A 25,111-nucleotide genomic window follows, 5' to 3' on the forward strand; every position below is an offset into this window, starting at 1 on the left:
ACGAAGGCGTAGAAGGAGCCGGTCGCCGAAGCACAGAAGATTCCACCGCGCGGGTTGGCGGGTGCCGGCGCATTGCCGGTAGCAGTCATGTGCATGATCATGGCGACCTCCTTTCGACTTCTGACGCGATCAGCGACGCTAGCGCAGATTCGGATGGGGCGTCAAGCGAATTCTCAGAAACGGCGTGTCGCCGGGCGTGTCGCGCCTCCCGGACCAGCCGGCCGCATCGAGCTCCGGCATGCTTCCGTTCGGCCCGCCTCCACGGTCGGAGAGGACCCTTCAGGTACGGTTGTCGGGATATCCATCGGCCGTCGCGGAGGCTCGTCCATGCACCTGAAGAGCGTGACGCTCAAAGGGTTCAAGTCGTTCGCGCAGCCCACGACCTTCGCCTTCGAACCGGGTGTGACCTGCATCGTCGGTCCCAACGGATCGGGCAAGTCCAACGTCGTCGACGCCCTCGCGTGGGTGATGGGCGAGCAGGGCGCGAAGACCCTCCGCGGCGGGAAGATGGAAGACGTCATCTTCGCCGGAACGGCCACCCGCGGTCCGCTCGGACGCGCCGAGGTGCAGCTGACGATCGACAACGCCGACGGGGTGCTCCCCATCGAGTACTCCGAAGTCACCATCAGCCGCACGCTCTTCCGCAACGGCGCGAGCGAGTATGCGATCAACGGCGAGACGTGCCGCCTCCTCGATGTGCAGGAGCTGCTCAGCGACACCGGCCTCGGCCGTGAGATGCACGTCATCGTGGGTCAGGGCCGGCTCGACAGCGTTCTGCAGGCGTCGCCCGAAGAGCGTCGCGGCTTCATCGAGGAAGCCGCCGGCATCCTCAAGCACCGGCGGCGCAAGGAGAAGACCATCCGCAAGCTCGAGGCGATGGAGGCGAACCTGATGCGCCTCAGCGACCTCGCCGGCGAGCTCCGCCGCCAGCTGAAGCCCCTCGGACGCCAGGCCGAGATCGCCCGTGAGGCCGCGACGATCGCCGCCGTGGTGCGCGACGCGAAGGCGCGCCTGTTCGCCGATGAGCTCGTCGGATTGCGCACCGAGCTGGCCGACCACACGCGCAGCGAGCAGGAGCGCCACGCCGAGCGGCTCGTGCTGCAGGATCAGCTCGACAACGTGCGCGCCCGGATCGAGGTGCTCGAGGCCGACCAGCGGTCCGAAGCCGTCGACAGGGCCCGCAAGGTGGCGTTCGAGCTCGAGCGCGTGCAGGAGCGCATCCGTGGCCTGTACACGCTGGCCGGGCAGCGCCTCGCGCTTCTCAGCGAGGGCGACGGCGACGACCCCGGGGCTCACACGACCGTGTCTCAAGCCACGATCGACGAGGCGCGCGCCGAGATCGACGACATCGCGGGCGGTCTGGGCGACGCTCAGGATGCTGCGGCTGAGGCGGCACGCGAGGTTATGCGTGCGCGCGCCGAGCTCGACGCCCTCGATGCCGACATCGCGGCGCAGAGCGCTCTCGTATCGGAGCACGACATGCGGATCACCGCGCTCCGCGGAACCGCGGAGGCCGCGGCATCCGCTCTCGCCGCCGTCCGCACGGCGGTCGAGCGCCAGCAGAAGGCGCTCGATGCGGCACTCGCCCGCAGGGCCGAGGCGGAGGAGACGCTTGCGGGCATCGACCCGGACCTCGTCGCCGAGGGGACGTCGGCAGAGCATGCCGCGGCGTACGAGCGCGCGCAACGCGAGGCGACGGATGCCGAAACCGAGGTCGGCGCCCTGCGGGAGCGGCTGCACGCCGCCGAGCGCGAACTGGACTCGCTGACGGCGCAGACGAAGACGCTCAGCCGGGCACTCGATGTGCGCAACGCGGCCGCTGACATCGTCGCGCGCGGCGGAGCGGGCGTGCGCGGACTCATCGGCGACGCGATCAAGGTCAAGGCGGGCTACGAAGCGGCGATCGCCGCCGTGCTCGGCCCCCTCGCGGAGGGTGTGCTCGTCGAGACGGCCGACGACGCCTTCGGGGTGGCGGCAATCGCCCGCGACGGCGACCTGGGCGTCGTCGACATCGCGATCGCGCGTGCGTCGCGCGCCCCGACGCCGGTTGCGGCGATACACGGTGCGGTCGCTGCCGCGGACGTCATCACCGCGCCCGACGGCGTCGTCGGGATCCTGGCGCAGGCTCTCATCGCCGACGATCTCGACGCCGCCCGCCGGATCACCGAGCAGGCTGCGGCTTCGTCGGGCGGAGGAACCGTCACGGTCGTGACCCGTGCCGGCGAGGTCGTCACGGCGCACACCGTACGAGCCGGATCGGGTCAGGGTCGCTCCCGCCTCGAGCTTGCGGCCGAACGGGACGCCGCGACCCAGCGCCTCACCGAGATCACCGTGATCGCGGACTCCCTGCGCGAGGCCCTTGCCGACCAGGTGCGCGAGCTCGAAGGCGCGCGGCAGCGGACGAAGGCGGCGCTCGAGACGCTGCGGGCGCACGATGCGGCTCTCGCCGCACACGCCGAGCAGGTCAACCGGGCGACGGTGCGCCACGAGGCGGCGATCGCCGAATGCGATCGCCTCGCGGCCGGCCTCGCCCAGGCGCAGGCGGCGGTCGAGGATGCGGCGGGTTCGGCGCGCGTCGCCGAGGAGCAGCTCACGCTCGCACTCGAGGCGCCTCGGCCCATTCTCGACGCCTCGGCGCGTGACGGCCTGCTCGCGGCCCTCGAAGCCTCGCGCGAGGGCGAGATGCGCACACGGCTCGACGTCGAGACGCTGCGCGAGCGCGTGCGCGCCGGAGAGGCCCGCGTCGTACAGCTCGAGCGCCAGCGCGAACGGGAGCGAGAGGCGGCGGCCGAAGCGGCACGGCGCGCGGTCATCCGTCGCCGACAGCGGGAGATCGCCGCCGACGTCACCGCCCAACTGCCACCGCTCCTCGACTCGGTGGACCGGTCCGTCACCCAGGCCCGCCTAGACCTCGCAACCGCCGAGAGCGCTCGCACCGCGCTCACTCAGGAACTGGCCGAACTGCGGGTCCAGGAATCCGGGGCCCGTGAACGACTGGCCGGCCTCACCGAGAGCGTCCATGGGCTCGAGCTGCAGATCCACGAGAAGCGCCTGCACGTCACCAGCCTGCTCGAGCGCGTCGGCTCCGAGCTCGGCCTCGATGAGAGCATTCTCGTTTCGGAATATGGGCCGGACCAGCCGATTCCGGTCGAATCGGACAACGATGAGGAGGCGACCGAGCCTTTCGACCGCGGCCGGCAGCGCCGGCGGCTTCAGGAGGCGGAGCGCAAGCTCTCCCAGCTCGGACGTGTCAATCCGCTCGCCCTGGAGGAGTTCGCGGCCCTCGAGCAGCGCCACAAGTTCCTGACCGAGCAGCTCGCCGACCTGACGCAGACACGCAAAGACCTGCTCACGATCATCGAAGAGCTCGACGAGCGGATGCAGACGATCTTCCTCGCGGCTTTCGAGGACACCAGGACCGCCTTCGGCGACGTGTTCCCGATCCTGTTCCCCGGAGGGACGGGAAGCATCTCGCTCACCGACCCGGACAATCCCCTCACCACCGGGATCGAGGTGGCGGTGCGACCCGTGGGCAAGAAGATCGAGCGGCTCTCGCTGCTGTCGGGCGGTGAGCGGTCGCTCGCAGCCGTGGCTCTTCTGACCGCGATCTTCAAGGCGCGCCCCAGCCCCTTCTACATCCTCGACGAGGTGGAGGCGGCGCTCGACGACGCCAACCTGGGGCGCCTCCTCGGTGTCTTCGAGCAGCTGCGCGAATCGAGCCAGCTCATCGTCATCACCCATCAGAAACGCACGATGGAGATCGCCGACGCCCTGTACGGCGTCTCGATGCGTCAGGACGGTGTCTCGGCCGTCGTCGGCCAGCGCGTCGGGGAGCGCGTCGCGTCGTGAGCCGTCGGCGAGTGCGGAGCATTCCCGTCACGGCCGCCGTCGTGCTCGCACTGCTCGGCACGCTGACGGGCTGCACGATGGCGCTCCCTCCGGATTCCTCCGCCACGCCGATCCCGTCCGCCACGCCTACGGCGTCCGGCTCCGCGTCGCCGACCGTCGAAATCACCCTCCAAGACGGCGATCTGCTCGATCCGTCTCAGACCGCGGTGTGGGCCGATCCGCTCGCGGGCGCGGACGGCTACTCGGTGCTCACGGCGGACGAGGGCGACGGCTCGTGGTCGTACAAGAGCGATCGCACCGGCTGCATCGTCGGCTACTGGCACGGACCGCTCGGCGACACCTCGGCCGGGGGTGACGACTCGGCGCTGTCGGACGAGCTCCTGGCGGCCCAGTTCGGCACGACCGCGGACGAGGTGGCCGGCTTCGTGCAGAACGATGCGGCGCCCTTCCGCACGCCGTCGGAGCTCGTCCAGACCCGCGCCGTCGCGGGAGCCGACGAAGAGACCGCGACGACGTATCTCGTTGCCGCCCGCGCCTTCTCGGCGCTCGGCGAAGGCTTCGTCGCCACTCTCCGGTGCCCGGCGACGACGAATGTGCAGGCGATGTGGTCGCTGCTCAGCTCCGACCCGAACGCGTTCCAGCTCGTCTTCTCGCAGAAGCCCGCGGGCTGAGCGCGGCGCAGGCCGCGTCGACGCGCCCATAGGCTGGAGGCATGGCAGAGAGCTCCTGGTCGCTCGGTCGCGCGCTGCGCGGCATGTTCGTGAAGCCGACGATCGACGAGACGACGTGGGACGACCTCGAGACGGCGCTCCTGACGGCCGACTTCGGCCCGGACATCACGGAGCGGATCGTGGACGAGCTGCGGGAGAAGGTCGAGCGCTACCGCACGACCGATCCGCGGGACCTGCAGCGCATGCTCAAGGAGACGCTCGAGGAGCACTTCGCGAAGTTCGACACGACTCTCCGGCTCACGGAGCGCCCGGCGGTGGTGCTCGTCGTCGGCGTCAACGGCGTCGGCAAGACGACGACGATCGGCAAGTTCGCGAAGTTCCTGCAGCGCTACGGGCGATCGGTCGTCGTCGGGGCAGCCGACACGTTCCGGGCCGCCGCCGTGGATCAGCTCGCGACGTGGGCCGAGCGCGGCGGCGCGACGATCGTGCGGCCGCAGCAGCAGGGTCAGGACCCGGCATCCGTCGCCTTCCAGACGATCGACTACGCCAAGCGCACAGGCACAGAGATCGTGCTCGTCGACACCGCCGGCCGCCTGCACACGAAGGGCGGCCTCATGGACGAGCTGACGAAGATCCGGCGCGTCATCGAGAAGCAGGCGCCGATCAGCGAGGTGCTGCTCGTGCTCGATGCCACGACGGGCCAGAACGGCGTCATGCAGGCGCAGGCGTTCCTCGAGCACGCCGGTGTCACCGGTCTCGTGATCACGAAGCTCGACGGCTCGGCCAAGGGCGGATTCGTCCTCGCGGTGCAGGAGCGCACCGGCATTCCGGTCAAGCTGCTCGGTCAGGGCGAGGGGATCGGCGACCTGACGGGCTTCACTCCGCACGTGTTCGCGGCATCCCTCGTGGACTGATCACCCGTTTCGTCGTCATCCGGAGCGTCGCCACTACCGCCCGACCCACGAGGCTGGTTTCATGGGTTCATGGCGATCGAGCACGACTTCTTCGGACTCCTCGAGTCCGGGCCGGACGGGTCGATCTTCTGGTCTGAGAACGTCGAACTCGGCGATCAGAGCGTGACCGTCGATCTGACGGCGCCGGACCAGGACGACGTCTCGGAGGCTGCGCTCGACGTCGCCGCGGGACTCGTGTCGTCGCTCGAAGCGATCGATCGCAGCGCCCGGAACGCCATGGTCTCGGAGCTCGATGACCGCACGAGCGAAGTGACGGAGTACATCCTGCAGCAGCAGGAGACGCTCGGCGAAGACATCGAAGACATGCTCGTCGACATCTCGGGCGACCTGCACATCGACGTCATCCGCTCGCTGCAGCTCATGAGCATGACGATCCTGGCCGATGAGCACGGCGGATCGGACCCGTTCGCGGTGCTCGAGTACGCGCTCGACCCCGATGCGACCGACGACGTCCTGCTGGTCAATCTCGGCTCCGACGGGGACGTGCTCTCGGTCACGAGCGCCGACTAGCCGTTCGACAGACTCAGGAACCCGTGCAGACCTTCCTGCCCTACCCTTCGTTCGCCGAGTCGGCCGCCGCTCTCGATCGCTCGCGCCTGGGCAAACAGCGCGTCGAGACGCTGCAGCTGCTGCGTGCCAACACCGTTCCCAACTACGGGTGGCGGCACCACCCGGCCGCCAAGATGTGGCGTGGCTACCTTCCCGCGCTGGTCGCGTACGGTCTGGCGATGACGGATGCCTGGACCGCCCAGGGCCGGCCCGACACGGTGCGCCCGCAGCTCCTCGAGTTCGCGCCCGGAGTGGACGGCGTCCCTCAGGACGAGCTCGACATGCCCGCGTGGATCGGCGACGAGGCGTTCCACCTCTCGCACCGGTCGAACCTCGTCCGAAAGGACCCGGAGTTCTATCGCCCCCTCTTCGGCGGCATTCCGGACGACCTTCCTTACATCTGGCCCGCTCCGGCCTTCTGAGTTCGGGCCGCGCGACGTCATCGGCGCGCCGGCTTCTCACACCGCCTGAGCGAAGCCTCGCTCTGCGTGCACGTCCTGCGCGATGTGCGCGAGGTGGGGAGGGATGTCGCGGCCCTTCGAGATCATCGACTGAGCCCAGAGCCGGCCCGCGCGATAGGACGAGCGGACGAGCGGACCGGCCAGCACGCCGAGGAAGCCGATGCGCTCGGCCTCCTCCTTGAACGCCACGAACTCGTCGGGCTTGACCCAGCGCGCCACGGGCAGGTGGCGCGGAGTCGGGCGGAGGTACTGCGTGATCGTGATGATGTCCGTGCCGGCATCGTGCAGATCCTGCAGCGCCTGGACGACCTCTTCGGGCTCCTCGCCCATGCCGAGGATGAGGTTGGACTTCGTGATGAGGCCCGCGTCGCGCGCCTGAGTCAGCACGTCGAGGGACCGCTCGTAGCGGAATGCGGGCCGGATGCGCTTGAAGATCCGAGGCACTGTCTCGACGTTGTGGGCGAAGACCTCGGGGCGCGCATCGAACACCTGGCCCAGGAGCGACGGATCGCCGTTGAAGTCGGTCGCGAGCAGCTCGACCCCGGTGCCGGGGTTGAGCGCGTGGATCTGCCGGACCGTCTCGGCGTTGAGCCACGCCCCGCCGTCGGCGAGGTCGTCACGGGCTACGCAGGTGACGGTGGAGTACCGCAGCCGCATGCGCTGGACGCTCTCGGCGACGCGCCGCGGCTCGTCCGTGTCGTAGTCCGCGGGCTTGCCCGTGTCGATCTGGCAGAAGTCGCAGCGGCGCGTGCACTGCGAGCCGCCGATGAGGAAGGTCGCCTCGCGATCCTCCCAGCACTCGTAGATGTTCGGGCAGCCGGCCTCCTGGCAGACCGTGTGCAGCTCCTCGGTCTTCACGAGCGAGTGGAGCGCCTGATACTCGGGCCCCATCTTCGCCTTCGTCTTGATCCACTCGGGCTTGCGCTCGATGGGGGTCTGCGCGTTGCGCACCTCTAGCCGCAGGAGCTTGCGGCCTTCGGGGACGGCGGCGCTCACGCGACGGCCCCCGCGTACTCGCCCTCGAACGCGCGGACGATCGAGTCGACGACGTCGACGGGGGAGATGTCGGCACCGGCGATCTCGCTCATGGTCGTGACCCCGGCATCCGTGATTCCGCACGGGATGATCCCGCGGAAGCCCGCGAGAGTGTTGTCGCAGTTGAGCGCGAAGCCGTGCATCGTGACGCCGCGCTGCACGCGGACGCCGATCGCCGCGACTTTGTCCTCGCCCAGCGGGCGGCGCACCCATACTCCGCTGCGGCCCTCGACGCGGTATCCGTCGATGTCGTACTCGCGGAGCACGTCGATGAGGAGACCCTCGATCCGCCGCACATGCGCGACGACGTCGACCGGCTCCGGCAGGCGCACGATCGGATAGCCCACGAGCTGACCCGGGCCGTGCCACGTGATCTTCCCGCCACGGTCGACGTCGACGACCGGAGTGCCGTCGGTGGGGCGCTCGTGGCGGGCAGTGCGAGCCCCCGCCGTGTAGACCGGCTCGTGCTCGAGCAGGATGAGCGTGTCGGCACGCTCCCCGGCGACGATCTCTGCGTGAACGCGTCGCTGGAGCGCCCAGCCGTCGAGGTACGGCACGTAATCGGGGGAGAACCCGGGAGTGAGGATGTCGAGCACGGTGCTCCTTCGCTTGTGGCGACTCGGTCGGATCCGGCCAGTTGTTGGATCGCGTCCAACAATACGCCTTCGGGCGGCCGGGCCGTCGTCGCCTTCGACGGATACCGTGGACTCATGAGCACCGAGCCCCGAACCGGACGTCCGCGCGCCTCGTCCCGTGAGACGCTCGCCGAGGCCGCGTGCGAGCTCTTCCTCGAGCAGGGGTTCGAGCAGACGTCGATCGCCGACATCACCTCCCGCGCCGGCGTCAGCCGGTCGAGCTTCTTCAACTACTTCGGGTCGAAGTCCGACGTCCTGTGGGCGGGACTGGACGAGCGGATCGCGGCGCTCGAAGAGACTCTGCAGCGTGTCGACGGGCCGACCGATTCGGTGACGGATGCCTCGGCCGCCGTCGTCGCCGCCCTCACCGCCCTCGGCAACGGCTTCACGCCCGACAGCCTCGCCCTCGCCCTGGTCAACACGAGCGCGATGGGGCTCGAGGCGGAGCTCGAGCGCGAGGCATCCGTCCGCCGGTCGCGGATCGCCGCCGCCGTGGCTGCGCGCCTGCGGCGAGCCGGGGTCGACGCGCTCGACGCCGACGTCGCGGGCGCCGCGCATGGCGGAGCCGTTCTCGCGGCGATCGACGCCTGGGCCCGGGAGGGGGCCGGCCGGGCACCGCTCGCCGGGTCGCTCGCGCGCGGGCTGGCCGCCGCAGCGCGCACCCTGCCCATGCCCGTACGGCAGCTTCGCGTGGTCGCGCGCGCCGAGGACTTCGAGCCCGCGCTGGCGTTCTACCGGGATGAGCTCGGACTGGTCGAGCGCGAGTCGTATCAGGGGGAGGGTGACGCGCGAGTCACGATCCTCGCCGCCGGAGAGGCGACCCTCGAGCTGTCGAACGCGGGCCAGGTGGCTCTCATCGACCGCGTGGAGACGGACGGCGATGCCCCGAGCGAGCCGATCCGCATCGCGTTCGAGGTGGACGACACCGCCGGTGCGACCGACCGGCTCGTCGCGGCGGGCGCGGAGCTCGAGGCATCCGCTCGTCTGACGCCCTGGCGCTCACTCAACTCGCGGCTGCGCGCGCCCGCCGGGCTGCAGATCACGCTGTTCCAGGAGCTCGGCCCCGAAGCGCCGGCCGGCGCCGACGAATCCTGAGCTCGGCGACGGGCCCGTAGAATCGGGGGATCATGGCTACTTTCGGCACGCTCTCCGATCGTCTCACCGAGACCTTCCGCAACCTCCGCACCAAGGGCAAGCTCACGCCCGCGGACGTCGACGGCACGGTGCGCGAGATCCGCCGCGCCCTGCTCGACGCCGACGTCGCGCTTCCCGTCGTGAAGGAGTTCACCGGGAAGGTGCGCGAGCGCGCGCTGAGCGACGAGGTCAGCAAGGCGCTGAACCCGGCCCAGCAAGTCGTCCAGATCGTCAACGAGGAGCTCGTCGGCATCCTCGGTGGCGAGCAGCGCCGCCTGCAGTTCGCGAAGAACCCGCCCACCGTCATCATGCTCGCGGGCCTCCAGGGCTCGGGCAAGACGACCTTCGCCGGGAAGCTCGCGAAGCAGCTCGAGAAGGAGGGCCACACGCCCCTTCTCGTGGCCGCAGACCTGCAGCGACCGAACGCCGTCAACCAGCTCCAGGTCGTCGCGGGACAGGCCGGCGCCGCCGTGTATGCGCCGCAGCCGGGCAACGGCGTCGGAGATCCGGTCCAGGTCGCCCGCGACGGCGTCGAGATCGCGCGCCGTCAGCAGCACGACATCGTCATCATCGACACGGCCGGCCGCCTCGGCGTGGACGCCGAGCTCATGAAGCAGGCGTCCGACATCCGCCGGGCCACGAACCCCGACGAGGTGCTCTTCGTCATCGACGCGATGATCGGCCAGGACGCCGTCAACACCGCGAAGGCGTTCCAGGAGGGCGTGGACTTCACGGGTGTCGTGCTGTCCAAGCTCGACGGCGACGCGCGCGGCGGTGCGGCGCTGTCCGTGGCATCCGTAACCGGGCGGCCCATCATCTACGCCTCGACCGGCGAGAACCTCGACGACCTCGAGCCCTTCTACCCCGACCGCATGGCGTCGCGCATCCTCGACCTCGGCGACATCCTCACCCTCATCGAGCAGGCCCAGGCCGCGTTCGACGAGGAAGAGGCGATGAAGGTCGCCGAGAAGCTCGCGAAGGAGCAGTTCACGCTCGAGGACTTCCTCGAGCAGCTCCAGCAGATGAAGAAGATGGGCTCGATGAAGAAGATGCTCGGGATGCTCCCGGGCATGGGTCAGATGAAGCAGCAGCTCGACGACTTCGACGAGCGCGAGATCGACCGGACCGAGGCCATCATCCGCTCCATGACGCCGGGGGAGCGCCGCAATCCGAAGGTGCTGAACGGCTCGCGTCGCCTGCGCATCGCGCGCGGCTCCGGGATGACGGTGACCGACGTCAATCAGCTCGTGCAGCGGTTCGAGCAGGCCGCGAAGATGATGAAGACCGTCGCCCGCGGCGGTGTGCCGAACATCCCCGGAATGGGCCCGGTGCCGGGCGCCGGTCGCCCCGGCGCTTCGTCCAAGCGCGGCAAGCAGCAGAAGTCCCGCTCGGGCTCCCGGTCGGGCAACCCCGCGAAGCGCGCAGCCGAGAACGCCGGCACCGCGGCTCAGGCCGCCGAGGCCCCCACGGGATCGGGCTTCGGTCTCGGCGGCGGCGCGAAGGGCGGCCCGACCGAGGCCGACCTGGCCGAGCTGCAGAAGATGCTCGGCCGCGGCTGACCCGCCTCTCCCGCAGCGCGGGTTGGACGGGGCAGCCGGCATCCGTCTCGCCTTCGTGAAGGTAGGACGTGGAGCGTACGTAAGGGCTGAAAGCGACGCGTTACTCCTACCGTCGCTCGAAGTCCTCCGCTCGCGAACCGCACCGTCACCTCCACATGTAGGGCCGGTGGTCCATCGTGCACAGGTGCGAGGGCGGAGTGCGTCCTCGCAGGCGCGGTCAGACATGGTGGATGGATGCCTCGACCCGCGGAATTCTCCTCTTGGCTGTCGCTCCGAGGTGGCATCGCGCACAGCGCCGAGGCAAGAGCGGCGGGGTTCTCGACCCAGAGCATGATCTCGGCGGTCCGGAGTGGTGCAGTGTCGCGCGTCCGGCGCTCTTGGCTGACCGTGCCGGGAGTCGACGCGGATGTCGTTCGCGCGGTCTCGGCCGGCGGCCGGGTGAGCTGTGTGACTGCGGCGGCGCATCATGGGCTCTGGGTGCCGCCGCATGACGACCTGCACATCGCCGTCAAGCCCACGGCATCCCGAGTTCCCCGGGCGGGTTTCGTGGCGCACTGGTCGCTCGGCCCAGCACCCGTAAGCGCCTACGCCGTCATCGACCCGCTCCTGAACGTCCTCCTTCATGTCGCGGAGTGCGCACCGCGCGAGGCCGCACTCACCGTGTGGGAGTCGGCGCTGCGCAGGGGTGCAATCAGCATGGACGTGCTTCGGCGTGTCCACTGGGCGAGTTCGCAGGCTCGGGCGGTTGCAGACGCGTGCTCAGTTTTGAGTGACTCGGGCATCGAGACGATCTTCCGCGTCCGACTGGAGCCTTTCGGCCTTCCCATCCGTCAGCAGGTGTGGATCGACGATCATCCCGTGGACTTCCTCATCGGTGACTTACTCGTGGCACAGATCGACGGCTTCGAGCACCACAGTTCGGCGCGAGACCGCCGACGAGATATCTCGGCGGACGCGGGGCTCGCGCTCCGCGGCTACACGGTGCTTCGCTTCGATTACCAGCAGGTGATGTTCGACTGGCCGATGGTCGAACGGACGGTTCTGACGGCCGTCGCACAGGACCTCCACCGTGCGGCTGCCTCGCGAGCGTAGGAAAGGGTGCCGACGTAGGACCGATTGTGCCGCGGATTCCTACGCTCGGTCGATCTCCTACGCTCCTAAAGCGCCCCGGGGTGCAGGGTCAGTGGGCGAGCTGGGAGAGGTGCTCGCGCAGCGTGGGGCCGGCGCGGAACTCGCGGATGAGGTGCTGGACGACCTCGCGGAGGTCGCCCTCGGCGGCGTCGGCCACCAGCAGCTGACGCGCATACGAGGCGCCCTGGGACAGGGTCGTGTCGAGGCCGGCGAACTCGCGGGCGCACTTGAGCTCCACCGCGATCTCGGCGAGCTCATCCATGGTCTCGGCCAGATGCTCCCGCACCGGTGCCTGGGTGCCCTCGGCGTCGACGATGATCCGGGCGTCGAGTCCGTAGCGGGCCGCGCGCCACTTGTTCTCGCGGACGAACCACGGCGGAATCGACGGAAGCTCGCGGCCCTCGTCGTACTGCCGGGAGAAGTGCTCGACCAGCACCTGCACGAGCGCGGCAACGGCGGCGAGCTCCGGGAGCGTCGACATGCCGTCGCACGCGCGCACCTCGATCGTGCCCCAGCGAGGGGCCGGGCGGATGTCCCACCGCACCTCGGTCGCGTCGGCCATCACACCGGTGCGGACCATGTCGTCGAGGTACGACTCGAATTCGCTCCAGTCCTGCAGCGGCCAGGGGAGCCCCGCCGTCGGCAGCTGCTGGAACACCAGCGCCCGGTTCGACGCGTAACCCGTGCGTTCGCCGGCCCAGAAGGGCGAGGAGGCGGAGAGCGCCTGCAGGTGGGGAAGGTAGATCGACAGGGCGTTGATGAGGGGGAAGACCTTGTTCACGTCCTCGACGCCGACATGCACGTGAATGCCCCAGATCATCATGTTGCGTCCCCACCACTGGGTGCGCTCGATGAGCTTGTGGTACCGCGTCTTGTCGGTGATGCCCTGGTCGTACCACTGGGCGAACGGGTGGCTGCCGGCGCAGAGGAGCTCGATCCCACGAGGAGTCGTCTCGGCACGGATCGCGGCGATCGCGTCGGCGATGTCGTCCACCGCCGCAGCGACGGTCGCCCCGATCCCGCTCGTCACCTCGACGGTGTTGGTGAGGAGCTCGCCGGTCACGGTGTAGCGCTCGAGCGCCGTCGACTCCTCGAGCGCCGGCAGGATCTCGGGCGCCCTCGGCACGAGGTCTCCCGACTCGCCGTCCGCGAGCATGAGCTCCCATTCGAGTCCCACCGAGGACCGGGCGGATGTCGCGAAAGGCACCGTCATGGGCACAGTTTTGCATGCGGATGCCGCGACACGGCGTTACCGAGGTGGTTCGCGACACACTCCGCGATCTGGCAGAATAGAGGGTCGGACCCTCCGCTCGACCCTCTATCCAGCGACAGGTCCTCCCTTCAGAGCTTCCGCCGGGTGTGCACCCCACGCTCCAGGCGATCGGTTCAATCACTTTCCACACATTCAGGAGAATCGTGGCTGTCAAGATCCGTCTCAAGCGCCTCGGCAAGATCCGTGCGCCCTACTACCGCATCGTCGTCGCCGACTCGCGCACCAAGCGCGATGGTCGTGTCATCGAGGAGATCGGCAAGTACCACCCGACCGAGGAGCCCTCGTTCATCGAGGTCGACTCCGAGCGCGCGCAGTACTGGCTGAGCGTCGGCGCCCAGCCGACCGAGCAGGTGCTCGCCATCCTCAAGCTGACCGGCGACTGGGGTCAGTACAAGGGCGACAAGAACGCCGTCTCGACCGTCCGCACCGCCGAGGCCAAGGGCGAGTTCGAGGTCGACTCCTCGAAGAAGTCGGTCATCAAGCCCAAGGCCGAGAAGAAGGCCGACGAGCCCGCCGCCGAGGCCCCGGCCGACGAGGCCGCTCCGGCCGAAGACGCCGAGTAATCCGTGCTCTCCGCCGCGCTCGAGCACGTCGTCAAGGGGATCGTCGATCACCCGGACGACGTCCGCATCCACTCTTCGACGTCCCCCCGTGGTGACGTCCTCGAGGTGCACGTGCACCCCGATGACCGTGGTCGCGTGATCGGGCGCGGCGGACGCACGGCAAAGGCCCTGCGCACGCTCATCTCTGCGCTCGCGGACGGCCGACGCGTGCGCGTCGACGTCGCGGACGACTGATGGCGGCGACCGAAGAACCCGATTCGACGACCGCGGCAGAGGGCAGGAGCGCTGCCCGGCCGCCGAAATCGGCCAAGAACCAGCTCCGCGTGGGTCGACTCGTCAAGGCCCACGGCCTCAAGGGCGCCATCAAGCTCGAGCTCTACACCGACGATCCCGACGGGCGCTTCGTCCCGGGCGCGACCTTCACTCTGCAGGTCCCCGAGGCATCGCCCTGGCACGGCAAGACGCTGACCGTCCGCGAGTTCAAGTGGATGAACAGCCACCCCGTCGCCTTCTTCGACGGGGTCGACGACCGCAGCGCCGCCGAAGAGCTCATCCGAGCCATCCTCTGGATCGATGAGGATGCCGCAGCATCGCCCTCCGAAGACGACGCGTGGTACGACCACCAGCTCGTCGGTCTGGACGTCGTCCGTGACGGCGAGGTGGTCGGCCGCGTCATCCGCGTCGATCACCTGCCCGCACAGGATCTGCTGATCGTCCGCGCGAGCGACGACAGCGAGGTCCTGGTGCCCTTCGTCAAGGCCATCGTGCCCGAGGTGGACATCGCCGCGGGCCGCGTCGTCGTCACCCCTCCGGCGGGTCTGTTCGAGGAGCTCCCCGGGCAGGACGACGAGGCGGAGCCGGAGGCCGACGCCGGGTCGTCAGCCGACGACGCGCGCCAGGCGGCTGACGCCGGCGACGAGAGCTGAGCCCACCTCACACGCCCCGCGCCTTCGGCGTGAGATCGGTGTGACCCAGCGGTAACACGGCGCACGACGTCGTGGAACATGCGTCCGGGAACATCGGGCTATGAGCCCTCTCGTGGACGCGGCGGCGGTGCGCTCTGAAGCGGCACCGACGACCGAGGTGCGCGCTGCCTGCTCGTACTGCGGTGTGGGATGCGGCATCACGGTGTCGACGGATGGCTCGAGCGTCTCGAAGACGGTGGGCGACAAGCACCACCCCGCTAACGCGGGGAGGCTCTGCACCAAGGGGGCGACGCACCTCGATCTCATGCATGCGCCAGGACGCATGGCGACGGCGTACATCCGGCCGCAGCGCGGCGAAGCAGCCGTGCCGACTCCACTCGACACCGCGATCGCCGAGGCCGGGACGCGCCTCCGAGCCATCGTCGACGAGCACGGACCGGACGCCGTCGCGGTCTACGTCTCGGGCCAGATGTCGATCGAGGCGCAGTACCTCTCCAACAAGCTCGTGAAGGGATACCTCCGAGGCATCCACATCGAATCGAACTCGCGACTCTGCATGGCGTCTGCGGGCACGGGGTATAAGCAGTCCCTCGGTGCCGACGGCCCGCCCGGCTCGTACGAGGATCTCGACCGGGCCGACCTGTTCTTCGTGATCGGGTCGAACATGGCCGACTGCCACCCGATCCTCTTCCTCCGCATGGCGGACCGGCTGAAGCAGGGTGCGAAGCTCATCGTGGTCGACCCGCGACGAACGGCGACCGCCGACCGCGCGGACCTCTACCTGTCGATCGCGCCGGGCACCGACCTCGCGTTACTCAACGGGCTCCTGCACCTCCTCGTCGCCTCCGGTGAGATCGACTCCGAGTTCATCCCGCAGCACACCGACGGATGGGAGGCGATGCCGGCGTTCCTCGAGGACTACGCACCGGAGCGGGTCGCCGAGATCACGGGACTCCGCGAGGACGACATCCGCACCGCCGCGCGCTGGATCGCCGAAGCGGGCGAGTGGATGACGCTGTGGACGATGGGGCTCAACCAGTCGACGCAGGGCACCTGGCACACGAACGCCATCTGCAACCTGCACCTCGCGACGGGAGCGATCTGCCGTCCCGGCAGCGGGCCCTTCTCGCTGACGGGTCAGCCCAACGCCATGGGCGGCCGCGAGATGGGCTATATGGGACCGGGCCTCCCCGGACAGCGAGCCGTCTTCGACGCCGACGACCGTGCCTTCGCCGAGGACGTCTGGGGTCTTCCGGCGGGCACGATCCGCGCGGAGGCCGGCACGGGCACGATCGACATGTTCCGCTCGATGGCCGAGGGCGAAATCAAGGCCGCGTGGATCATCTGCACGAACCCCGTGGCATCCGTCGCCAACCGGAAGACCGTCATCGCCGGTCTCGAAGCCGCCGAGCTCGTCATCGCCCAAGACGTCTTCACCGACACCGCCACCAACGCGTACGCCGATGTGCTTCTGCCCGCGACCCTCTGGATCGAGGCGGAGGGCGTCATGGTCAACAGCGACCGCACGATGACGCTCGTCCAGCAGGGCGCGCAGCCCCCCGGCGATGCGCTGCCGGACTGGCTGCTCATCTGCCGCGTCGCCCAGGCGATGGGCTTCGCCGAGGGATTCGCGTTCCAGTCCAGCGCCGAGGTGTTCGACGAGATCCGGCGCTTCTGGAACCCCCGGACGGGATGGGACGTGCGCGGCGTGACGCACGAGCGGCTCCGCGGAGGGCCCGTGCAGTGGCCGGCTCCTCCCGGGGATGCCGAGGAGCGGCATCCGACTCGCTACCTCAACGACGGGGTGAGCCAGACGCTGCATGTCGCCGAGGACGGCACGACCCCTCGGCTGGCCTTCGCCACCCCCTCACGTCGTGCGCAGTTCCTCGCGCGGCCCCACCTCGGGCCCAAGGAGGTGCCCGACGAGGACTACCCGTGGATCCTCAATACCGGCCGCCTCCAGCACCAGTGGCACACGATGACGAAGACCGGCAAGGTCGCCAAGCTCGTGAAGCTCAACCCGGATCCGTTCGTCGAGATCAACACCGCAGATGCCGAGCGGCTCGGGATCTCGGAGGGCGACCAGATCGAGGTCTCATCCCGCCGGGGGCGCGTTGTGCTGCCGGCCGTCGTGACCGACCGCGTGCAGCCGGGTGGATGCTTCGCACCCTTCCACTGGAACGACGAGCAGGGCGAGTACCTCACCGTCAACGCCGTGACGAGCGACGCCGTCGACCCCGCGTCGCTGCAGCCCGAGTTCAAGTACGCCGCGGTCTCGCTCCGGCGGGTGGGACCAGCGCCGTCCACGACGGCCGGCGGCCGGGACCGGATGCCGCTTCCCGCCGCCGCGCGTTCGCTCGCCGCTCCCGCGCTGGACGAGCGGGAAGGCGCCTACGTCTCGGGCTTCCTGTCCGCCCTCGAAGCGATGCCGCTCGAGGCGGGCACGGCCCCCGTGCTCCCGGCATCGGCTCCGCTCGGCGGGCTCGCGCGCGCGTGGGTCGAGGGGGTGCTCGCCGGGCTGTACTCGCGGGTCGCTGTGGACGCGCCTGACTCCGCAGGCTCGGGACCGGCGGTGACGGTGCTGTGGGGCTCGCAGACCGGCAACGCCGAGGAGGTCGCGGCGACGTGCGCCGCGACGCTCGAGGGTCGAGGCATCCCGACCCGCATCGTGAGCATGCTGGACATGACGCTCGGGGAGCTCTGCAAGACGAAGAACCTGCTCGTCGTGACCTCGACGTTCGGCGACGGGGGCCCGCCCGACAACGCCGCGGATCTGTGGTCCGCGCTGCACCGCGACGACGTTCCCGACCTGACGGGCGTCGCGTACGCCGTCTTCGCGATCGGCGACTCCAGCTACGACGACTTCTGCGGTCACGGCCGCGGCATCGACGAGCGGCTCGCGGCGCTCGGGGCGACGGCGATCGTGCCGCGCGTCGACTGCGAGCCGGACTACGCCGAGCCCGCGGCGGCGTGGCTGCAACAGGTGCTCGCGGCCCTGCCAGGGGCTTCCGACGCGCGCCCCGCGGTCGAGGCATCCGCTCCCGCCATGAAGCGGCTGTTCACACGAGCCAACCCCGTGCGCGCCGCACTCGTCACGAACACGCTGCTCAGCGGCGCGGGCTCGCAGAAGGAGGTGCGCCAGCTCGGATTCGACCTCGCGCCCGCCGGCGTGGCGTACGAAGCCGGCGACTCGCTCGGCGTCGTCGCCCCGAACGCGCCCGCCGCCGTGTCGGAATGGCTCGACCTCACGGGCCTGGCGCCGCGGACGATCGTCGAGTTCGACGGCCACGAGCGCTTCCTCGACGAGGCGCTCACGATGCAGCTCGACATCACCCGCATCACCCCCGACCTGCTCGCATTCGTCGCCGAGCGAACCCACGACTCGACCCTGGCGACACTGCTGCGGCGCGAGAACAAGGCGCGGCTCGAGCAGTACCTGTGGAGCATGCAGGCGGTCGACCTGCTGCACGAGTTCCCCGTGCAGGCGACCGCGGACGAGTGGATGACGGTGCTCAAGCGGCTCCAGCCGCGTCAGTACTCGATCTCGTCCAGCCCCAAGACGAGCCCCGACGAAGTGCAGCTGACCGTGTCGGTCGTGCGCTTCCAGACCGAGGCCGGACGCTCACGAGGCGGCGTGGCCTCGACCTACCTCGCCGATGGACTGGGCGGCCGGGACGCGGCATCCGTCTACCTGCAGAAGTCCTCGCACTTCCGCCCGCCGACAGCGGGCGACGCGCCGATGATCATGGTGGGCCCCGGCACGGGCATCGCGCCCTTCCGCGGATTCCTGCACGATCGGCGCGCGGACGGGCACTCGGGCCGCAACTGGCTGTTCTTCGGCGAACAGCACGAAGCGAGCGACTTCTACTACCGCGAGGAGCTGCTGGGGATGTGCGACGACGGCTTTCTCACCCGCCTGGATGTCGCCTTCTCACGCGACCAGCGCCAGAAGATCTATGTGCAGGACCGGATGCTGGAGCACGGCGTCGAACTGTGGCGCTGGCTCCAGGACGGCGCGCACCTCTACGTCTGCGGCGATGCGAGCCGCATGGCGAAGGACGTGGACGACACCCTCACGACCATCGCCCGCCGGCACGGCGGACTGTCGGAGGAGGACGCGGCGGAGTTCAAGAAGGAGCTCATCGCCCAGAAGCGCTACGTCCGCGACGTCTACTGACGTTCCTGGCCTGCGCGTTCCTCGGACATCCGACTGCCGAACCCACCCACGCGTGCCCGAGACCACACGCCGAGGGTGTCTCAGCGTGTGGTCTCGGGCACCGATGGGTTGGCTCGGCGGCCTGCCCGCAGGTCTCAGGTCAGATGCGCTGGCCGGCGAGGGAGCGGCGCGGCACGATGTACACCGCCACCGTGAGCGTGAGGAGCGCCGCGTACGCGATCACGAAGCCGTAGAACGCCGCCGTGTACGCGCCCGTCGTGGTCTGCGAGAGGTTCAGCATCTGCGGGATGACGAACCCGCCGTACGCGCCGATCGCCGAGATGAGGCCGAGCGCTGCCGCGGCCTTGCGCTGCATCGCGACGCCCGCATCGAGGCGGTCCGAGGCCGTCGCCAGGGCGCGCGCCGCGAAGACGTTCGGGATCATCCGGTACGTCGAGCCGTTGCCGATCCCCGTCGCACCGAAGAGCACGAGGAAGCACGCGAGGAAGACCCAGAAGTTCTCCAGGGGCAGCGTCCAGATGAGGGCCAGCGCACCGAGTGCCATGACGGTGAAGGCGCCGACCGTGACCCGCGCGCCGCCCACGCGGTCGGCGAGCCGACCGCCGTAGGGCCGGGCGAGCGAGCCGACGAGTGCTCCGAGGAAGGCGAGGGAGACGGCGGCCTGGCCGACCTGGATCGTCGAGAAGGCGGGGAACTGGTCGGCGATGAGCTTCGGGAAGACGCTCGCGAAGCCGATGAAGGAGCCGAAGGTGCCGATGTAGAGGAGCGCGAGCAGCCACAGGTGCGGTTCGCGAAGTGCGGCGGCGGAGGCCGCGGCATCCGACTTCGCGTTCGACAGGTTGTCCATGTAGCGCCACGCGCCCAAGATCGCGACGAGGATCAGCGGCACCCACATCCACCCCGCGAGCGAGATGTTGAGCGTCGTGGCGGCGCCGACCGTGACGACGATCGGCACCGCGAACTGTGCGACCGCCGTCCCGATGTTGCCGCCGGCGGCGTTCAGACCGAGCGCCCAGCCCTTCTCCTTCTGCGGGAAGAAGTAGGTGATGTTCGCCATCGAGCTCGCGAAGTTGCCCCCGCCGAAGCCTGCGAGCGCCGCGACGACGAGCATGACGCCGAACGGCGTGTCGGGATTGCCGACGACGACCCCGAGGAGGATCGAAGGGATGAGGAGAAGTCCGGCCGAGATGATGGTCCAGTTGCGGCCGCCGAACTTCGCCACCATGAACGTGTAGGGGAAGCGCATCGTGGCGCCGACAAGGCTCGGGAGCGAGATCAGCCAGAACGCCTCGGAGCTCGTGAACGAGAAGCCCGCCGCGGGCAGCATCACGACGACGATGCTCCACAGCTGCCACACGATGAAGCCGAGGAACTCGGCGAAGATCGACCAGCCGAGGTTCCGGCGGGCGATCGCTCGGCCCTCGACCTGCCAGAAGGCGAAGTTCTCGGGATTCCACCCGTCGATCCAGCGGCCGGGCCGGCGGGTGAGGGTGACGGGGGTGGTGCCGGCGGCGGCCTCTGCGCCGGCCTGGGGGGATGTCACGGTCGTGGTCATCGCACTCTCCTCGGGAAGGGTATGAGGCGAAGCTACGGACGGCGTGTTTCCACCCGTCGGCCCGGGCGGTTACCTCTTCATCACATGTCCGTCACCTGCGGCGGCGGGGGTGGGTTAGCGCTTCGTCACACGTCGGAAACATGGACGGATGCCTAGACTCTCCTGCGTGCGCATCGACATCGTGACGATCTTCCCGGGGTTCTTCGATGTGCTGGACGTCTCGCTCATCGGCAAGGCGCGGGGGCGCGGCATCCTGGATCTGCGCGTCCACGACCTGCGGGACTGGACCCACGATCGGCACCGCACCGTCGACGACACGCCCTATGGCGGCGGCGCCGGCATGGTCATGAAGCCCGAGCCCTGGGGCGAGGCCCTTGATGCTGTGCTCGACGACGGGGCGCTCCTGCTCGTGCCCTCGCCCGCGGGGGGAGCAGTTCACGCAGAAGCTGGCACGAGAGCTCGCCCAGGAGGAGCACCTCGTCTTCGCGTGCGGGCGGTACGAGGGCATCGACCAGCGCGTCATCGACCACTACTCCGAGCGCGGACGGGTGCGCAGCGTGAGCCTCGGCGACTACGTCCTCAACGGCGGCGAGGTGGCCGCGATGGCGATGATCGAGGCCGTGTCGCGCCTCGTGCCGGGGGTAGTGGGCAATCCGGAGAGCCTTGTCGAGGAGTCGCACGAGGACGGTCTGCTCGAATATCCGAGCTACACCAAGCCGCCCGTCTGGCGCGACCACGAGGTGCCGCCGATCCTGCTGAGCGGCAACCACGGCGCGATCGCCGCCTGGCGGCGCGAGCAGAGCCTCGAGCGCACACGGGAGCGTCGGCCGGACCTCCTCCCGTAACCCGCTTCCGCTTCCCTGGCGCGGGGCGCCGCGGATAGTGTCGGAGCAAATGCACCGGTCGACCAGCCATCCCGAAGAAGTGCCGATCCGCCGCCGTCTGATCCGTCTCCTGGCGGGAGGCGTGGTCGCCGCGCTCGCAGCCACGGCGGGTGTCGCCGTGGCCGAGGCACCGCAAGCGGCTGAAGCCGCCTACCCCGACACGTTCAATCCGTTCTCGATGAACGGCGGCTTCACCGTCTATGCGCGCGAAGACCTCACGATGCAGAACGACGAGACCGAAGGCAGTCTCGCGGCGGGCGGCGTCGCGAAGACCGTGCAGTCGCCGAGCGACCAGTACACGATCCTCCACGTGTCGGCAGGCACGGCCGACTACACCCTGCCCACGGTCGACGACGACCCCACGCGGCTGCTGGTCGGCAGCTACAGCCCGTCGAGCAGCGGCATCCTCGCGATCACGAGCGCCGGGACGTCGGAGCCCACCCTCAAGGGCGACCTCAAGATGGTCCAGCGAGACGGGCCCTGGCAGGCGTTCGGGCGCGCCGACTGGCTCCGGCTCAACCTCGATGCCTCGAACGCGGACCAGACGCCGCTCATCGACGCGACGCACCAGGACTATCCGGCCCACGCGACGCCGCCGGCGACCGCCGTCGGCAGCCACAGCATCTATACCGCGAACACAGGGCCCTCCGCGGTCGCCGACTACGTCGAGACGAACGCCGACGCATCCTACGAGCTCGCGAAGGACTGCCTCGACGGCGTCGCCGACCCGACCGGTGGAGCGGGATATCCCGTCGGCATCGCCGAGGACGCCGACGACCGCATCGTGCTCGAGCCGATGAGCGGCGAGCAGCCCAACGTGGTGCAGTACGCCGACATCGCCGGCGCGAGCCTTCTCCAGTTCTCGCCCGGACCGACACCGGGCGTGCCGAACCCGCTCATCATCCGCGTCTCGGCCGGCACGACGACGGTGACGGCGCCGCGCGTCGACCCGCAGGGCGCCTACTCACCCTTCATCTTCTGGGACCTCTCCGAGATCACCGGGAACGTCACGGTGAACGCCGCGCAGGGCCGCATCGACGGGTCGATCTACGCGCCGGATGCCGCGGTGACCGTGAACGCGGCGCCGCTGGACGGGCAGGTGCTCGGACGCGACGTCGTGCTGCAGGGCGGCGAGGTGCACTCCTTCCTGTTCGCGGGGCAGATCGGGTGCGCGGCCGACAGCGGCACCTTCACGATGCGCAAGGCGCTCTCCGGCATCGAGGCGGGCGACCTCCCGCCGGGCACGGCGTTCACCGTCAACTACACGGCGACGCGGCCCGACACAACGGTCGTCACCGGCTCGCTCCAGCTTCCCGCGTCCGGCGAGACGGTCGCCGCCGGCGTGCAGTTCCCGATCGGCACGACGATCGAGTTCGAGGAGATCGACCCTGCGAGCGTCCCGGGGTATTCCTGGGCCGATCCCGTCATCACGCCGAATCCCATCACGATCGGAGTCGACACCGCCGAGATGGTCGTCGAGAACACCGCCGTCCTGCGGGCGGGGACCTTCAGCGTCCGCAAGCGCGTGATCCCGACCGATCCCAACCAAGCGCCCATCCCGCAGGCGCCCGGGATGGTTCCGGTCGACTGGGTCGCGCGCGCCGGGGGTCAGACGATCGCGAGCGGCACCCTCGACGTCCCGCTCGACGGCACCGTCGTCGAGGTCGGCCAGAACTTCCCCCTCGGCACGCGGATCGAGCTCAGCGAGGACCTCGACGCCGTCGACCCTCCGGCGGGTTACCACTGGGTGAGCACCGGGTGGAACCCGGGGAGCACGTTCCTCATCGACCGAGCGAACACGACGACGCAGGTCGTGCTCACGAACACCCTCGCGCCGGATGGGGCGGCCCGGACGGTGTCGGTCGTCAAAGAGACGGCCGGCCCCGCGGCCGATCCGCTGTACGAGTACGCGGTCACCTACAACACCGATCCGGCGGGGGAGCGCGCGACGCAGCAGATCCTCGTCGGCACGCCGGTGACCCTCGAGAACCTGGAAAGCGGGGCCGACACGCTCTCGCTCGCCGAACTCGTGCCGCTGCTCGACGGCACGCCGGTCGACGTCGCCGACTGGGAGCTGCCCGTCTTTCGCGTCACGATCGACGGCGTCACCGAGGAGTACCGGCCACAGAACTTCGAGGGCGCCGGTCCGCTCGAGACGGCGATCGTCGACATCCCCTTGCCCGCATCGGGCGAGGTCGTCATCACCGTCGGCAACGCGCTGCGTGAGGGATCCTTCCAGCTCGCCAAGGACTTCGCCCGCGCGGACGGCGCCGCGCTGCCGATCCCATTGAACTTCTCCGTCTCTTGGACGGCCACGACCCCCACCGGTGCGACATCGGAGGGCACGATCGTGCTGCCCTCCGACGGGACGCCGGTGTCGCCGCTGGATGCCGCGGGCCTGCCGCTGCTATTCCCCTACGGCACCGTCGTCACGTACGAGGAGACCGGCGTGCCCAGCATCCCGGGCGTCGACTGGCATGACCCGGTCTACACCCCGGCGGAGCTGACGATCGGTGCCGACGGCGAGTCGGTCGTGGATGGGACCGTCACGAACTCCGCGCAGCTCGCGGACGGCTCGTTCCTCGTGCGGAAGGTCCTGGCGGGCATCGATCCCTCCGAGCTCCTCGTCGAGTCCTTCACCGTCGGCTATACGGCGCGCACCGTGTTCGGCGACGTGCTCACGGGGTCGATCGAGGTGCCGGCGGACGGCACCGCCGTCGGACCGGTCGATGCGGAAGGGCAGCCCGCGACCTTCCCGGTCGGGACCGTCGTCACCCTGGAAGAGGCTCCGTTGGACGAGGCCGACCTCCCACCGGCCTTCGACTGGAGCATCTCGTCCTGGAGCCCGACGAACACGCTCATCGTTCAGGCGGACGTCACCCCCGTACTCGAAGTCAGGAACTCGGCAGTCGAGCTGACCCACATCAACATCGTGAAGGAGCTCGCAGGCGACGCGGCGGACCGCGTTCCGGCCGACACGGTGTTCTCGGTCGACTGGTGGCTCAACGGCGAACCGCAGGATCGGGTCTTCCTGCAGCCGGGCGTCGTGAGCGAGACGGACTACGTCCCCGTCGGGTCGATCGTCGAGGGCCGGGAAGGACCCTTCCCCGAGATCCCGGGCGTCGAATGGGGCCCCGTGAGCTGGACCGGCAACGACGAGACACTCATCCCGGACGACACCGGGCGCGTCGTCATGCCGTCCGAGGCGATGACCTCCGGAGCGACGGTGGCGTTCGGCGTGACGAACACGGCGGCGCTCGCGCCCGTCGGAGCCTTCTCCATCGCCAAGTCCGTCGTGGGCGACGGTGCCGGCACGGTGCCGGACGACACGCGCTACACGATCGAATACTCGGTCGACGGCGGCCCCGTGCAGACCGCATCGCTCACGGCCGGAGAGCCCGTCACGGTCGGCGACGTCCCGGGCGGAGCGACCCTGCGCATCCGTGAGACGGGTCCGCCGGCGATCGACGGGGTGACGTGGGTCGCGCCTGTCTGGAGCGTCGGAGGGACGGTTCTCGCGGCGGATGCCGAGGGCTGGGTGTCGACGCGCATCGAGGCCGGAAAAACCCTCGTGTTCTCCCTCGTGAACACCGCCCATGAGGGGACGCTGCCCGTCACGGGCGGCGCCGTCTCACCGCTCGTGGCTCTGGGCGCGCTCGCCGTCATCCTCCTCGGGCTCGCTCTCGCGGCTCGACGGGTGCGCCGCACGTAGACCCGCGCCGCTCGACGTCGGCA

General features: G+C 69.7%; 17 protein-coding genes and 1 pseudogene. 14 read left to right on the forward strand and 4 right to left on the reverse strand.

Features of this window, described 5'->3' with window-relative positions:
- The first annotated feature begins 327 nt into the window (after window positions 1–327).
- From smc to G5T42_RS14065, 5 genes are all read left to right on the forward strand, one after another.
- Window positions 328–3,849, forward strand: a complete 3,522-nt coding sequence (smc, locus tag G5T42_RS14045) for a chromosome segregation protein SMC (protein WP_165129424.1) — start codon at window positions 328–330, stop codon at window positions 3,847–3,849.
- Entirely contained in the window at window positions 3,846–4,520 is a 675-nt protein-coding gene (locus G5T42_RS14050) for a hypothetical protein (protein ID WP_165129425.1), read from the forward strand. Before smc ends, G5T42_RS14050 begins: the two co-directional genes overlap by 4 nt.
- 41 nt (window positions 4,521–4,561) lie before the next feature.
- Complete coding sequence (ftsY, locus tag G5T42_RS14055) at window positions 4,562–5,434, forward strand: signal recognition particle-docking protein FtsY (RefSeq protein WP_165129426.1); 873 nt, start codon at window positions 4,562–4,564, stop codon at window positions 5,432–5,434.
- Between the two features lie 69 nt (window positions 5,435–5,503).
- The gene (locus tag G5T42_RS14060; protein WP_165129427.1) at window positions 5,504–6,004 is read left to right on the forward strand and encodes a DUF2004 domain-containing protein; all 501 of its coding nucleotides are present in this window, start codon (window positions 5,504–5,506) and stop codon (window positions 6,002–6,004) included.
- Window positions 6,005–6,027: 23 nt separating this feature from the next.
- Entirely contained in the window at window positions 6,028–6,465 is a 438-nt protein-coding gene (locus G5T42_RS14065) for an MSMEG_6728 family protein (protein WP_165129428.1), read from the forward strand.
- 36 nt (window positions 6,466–6,501) lie between these two features.
- On the opposite strand, the gene lipA is transcribed toward G5T42_RS14065, so the two are convergent.
- The gene (gene lipA, locus G5T42_RS14070; RefSeq protein WP_165129429.1) at window positions 6,502–7,500 is read right to left on the reverse strand and encodes a lipoyl synthase; all 999 of its coding nucleotides are present in this window, start codon (window positions 7,498–7,500) and stop codon (window positions 6,502–6,504) included.
- Window positions 7,497–8,135: a lipoyl(octanoyl) transferase LipB gene (lipB, locus tag G5T42_RS14075; RefSeq protein WP_165129430.1), complete on the reverse strand. Its 639-nt coding sequence runs from the start codon at window positions 8,133–8,135 to the stop codon at window positions 7,497–7,499. The genes lipA and lipB overlap by 4 nt, the downstream gene beginning before the upstream one ends.
- Window positions 8,136–8,249: 114 nt before the next feature.
- On the opposite strand from lipB, the gene G5T42_RS14080 reads away from it, so the two are divergent.
- From G5T42_RS14080 to G5T42_RS14090, 3 genes are all read left to right on the forward strand, one after another.
- Window positions 8,250–9,269: a TetR family transcriptional regulator gene (locus G5T42_RS14080; protein ID WP_165129431.1), complete on the forward strand. Its 1,020-nt coding sequence runs from the start codon at window positions 8,250–8,252 to the stop codon at window positions 9,267–9,269.
- Between the two features lie 32 nt (window positions 9,270–9,301).
- Complete coding sequence (ffh, locus tag G5T42_RS14085; protein ID WP_165129432.1) at window positions 9,302–10,867, forward strand: signal recognition particle protein; 1,566 nt, start codon at window positions 9,302–9,304, stop codon at window positions 10,865–10,867.
- 477 nt (window positions 10,868–11,344) lie between these two features.
- Window positions 11,345–11,959 (forward strand): DUF559 domain-containing protein, encoded by a 615-nt coding sequence (locus G5T42_RS14090; protein WP_241245838.1) that lies wholly within the window; start codon window positions 11,345–11,347, stop codon window positions 11,957–11,959.
- A gap of 88 nt (window positions 11,960–12,047) precedes the next feature.
- Here the strand turns inward: G5T42_RS14090 and G5T42_RS14095 are convergent, their stop codons facing one another.
- Entirely contained in the window at window positions 12,048–13,211 is a 1,164-nt protein-coding gene (locus tag G5T42_RS14095) for a glutamate--cysteine ligase (protein ID WP_165129434.1), read from the reverse strand.
- A 203-nt stretch (window positions 13,212–13,414) separates the two neighbouring features.
- Between G5T42_RS14095 and rpsP the strand changes: the two genes are divergently transcribed.
- The 4 genes from rpsP to G5T42_RS14115 all read left to right on the forward strand — a co-directional run bounded on the left by rpsP (window position 13,415) and on the right by G5T42_RS14115 (window position 18,937).
- On the forward strand, window positions 13,415–13,834 hold the full coding sequence (gene rpsP / locus G5T42_RS14100; RefSeq protein WP_165129435.1) for a 30S ribosomal protein S16: 420 nt from the start codon (window positions 13,415–13,417) through the stop codon (window positions 13,832–13,834).
- Window positions 13,835–13,837: 3 nt separating this feature from the next.
- The gene (locus G5T42_RS14105) at window positions 13,838–14,068 is read left to right on the forward strand and encodes an RNA-binding protein (RefSeq protein ID WP_141883250.1); all 231 of its coding nucleotides are present in this window, start codon (window positions 13,838–13,840) and stop codon (window positions 14,066–14,068) included.
- Window positions 14,068–14,760, forward strand: a complete 693-nt coding sequence (gene rimM, locus G5T42_RS14110) for a ribosome maturation factor RimM (RefSeq protein WP_165129436.1) — start codon at window positions 14,068–14,070, stop codon at window positions 14,758–14,760. The genes G5T42_RS14105 and rimM overlap by 1 nt, the downstream gene beginning before the upstream one ends.
- A 100-nt stretch (window positions 14,761–14,860) precedes the next feature.
- Window positions 14,861–18,937, forward strand: a complete 4,077-nt coding sequence (locus tag G5T42_RS14115) for a bifunctional nitrate reductase/sulfite reductase flavoprotein subunit alpha (RefSeq protein WP_165129437.1) — start codon at window positions 14,861–14,863, stop codon at window positions 18,935–18,937.
- Window positions 18,938–19,076: 139 nt separating this feature from the next.
- Here G5T42_RS14115 and G5T42_RS14120 read toward each other — a convergent pair whose 3' ends face one another.
- Window positions 19,077–20,492, reverse strand: coding sequence for an MFS transporter (locus tag G5T42_RS14120; RefSeq protein WP_165129438.1), 1,416 nt, complete (start codon window positions 20,490–20,492; stop codon window positions 19,077–19,079).
- Between the two features lie 166 nt (window positions 20,493–20,658).
- Between G5T42_RS14120 and trmD the strand changes: the two are divergent.
- Window positions 20,659–21,337, forward strand: a pseudogene (gene trmD / locus G5T42_RS14125) (tRNA (guanosine(37)-N1)-methyltransferase TrmD).
- Between the two features lie 49 nt (window positions 21,338–21,386).
- Window positions 21,387–25,088 carry a DUF5979 domain-containing protein gene (locus tag G5T42_RS14130; protein ID WP_165129439.1) on the forward strand — a complete coding sequence of 1,234 codons (3,702 nt, stop codon included), beginning with the start codon at window positions 21,387–21,389 and terminating at the stop codon, window positions 25,086–25,088.
- Window positions 25,089–25,111: the final 23 nt, after the last annotated feature.

It is taken from the genome of Microbacterium sp. 4R-513, assembly GCF_011046485.1.
In the GTDB taxonomy this organism is placed as follows: Bacteria; Actinomycetota; Actinomycetes; order Actinomycetales; family Microbacteriaceae; genus Microbacterium.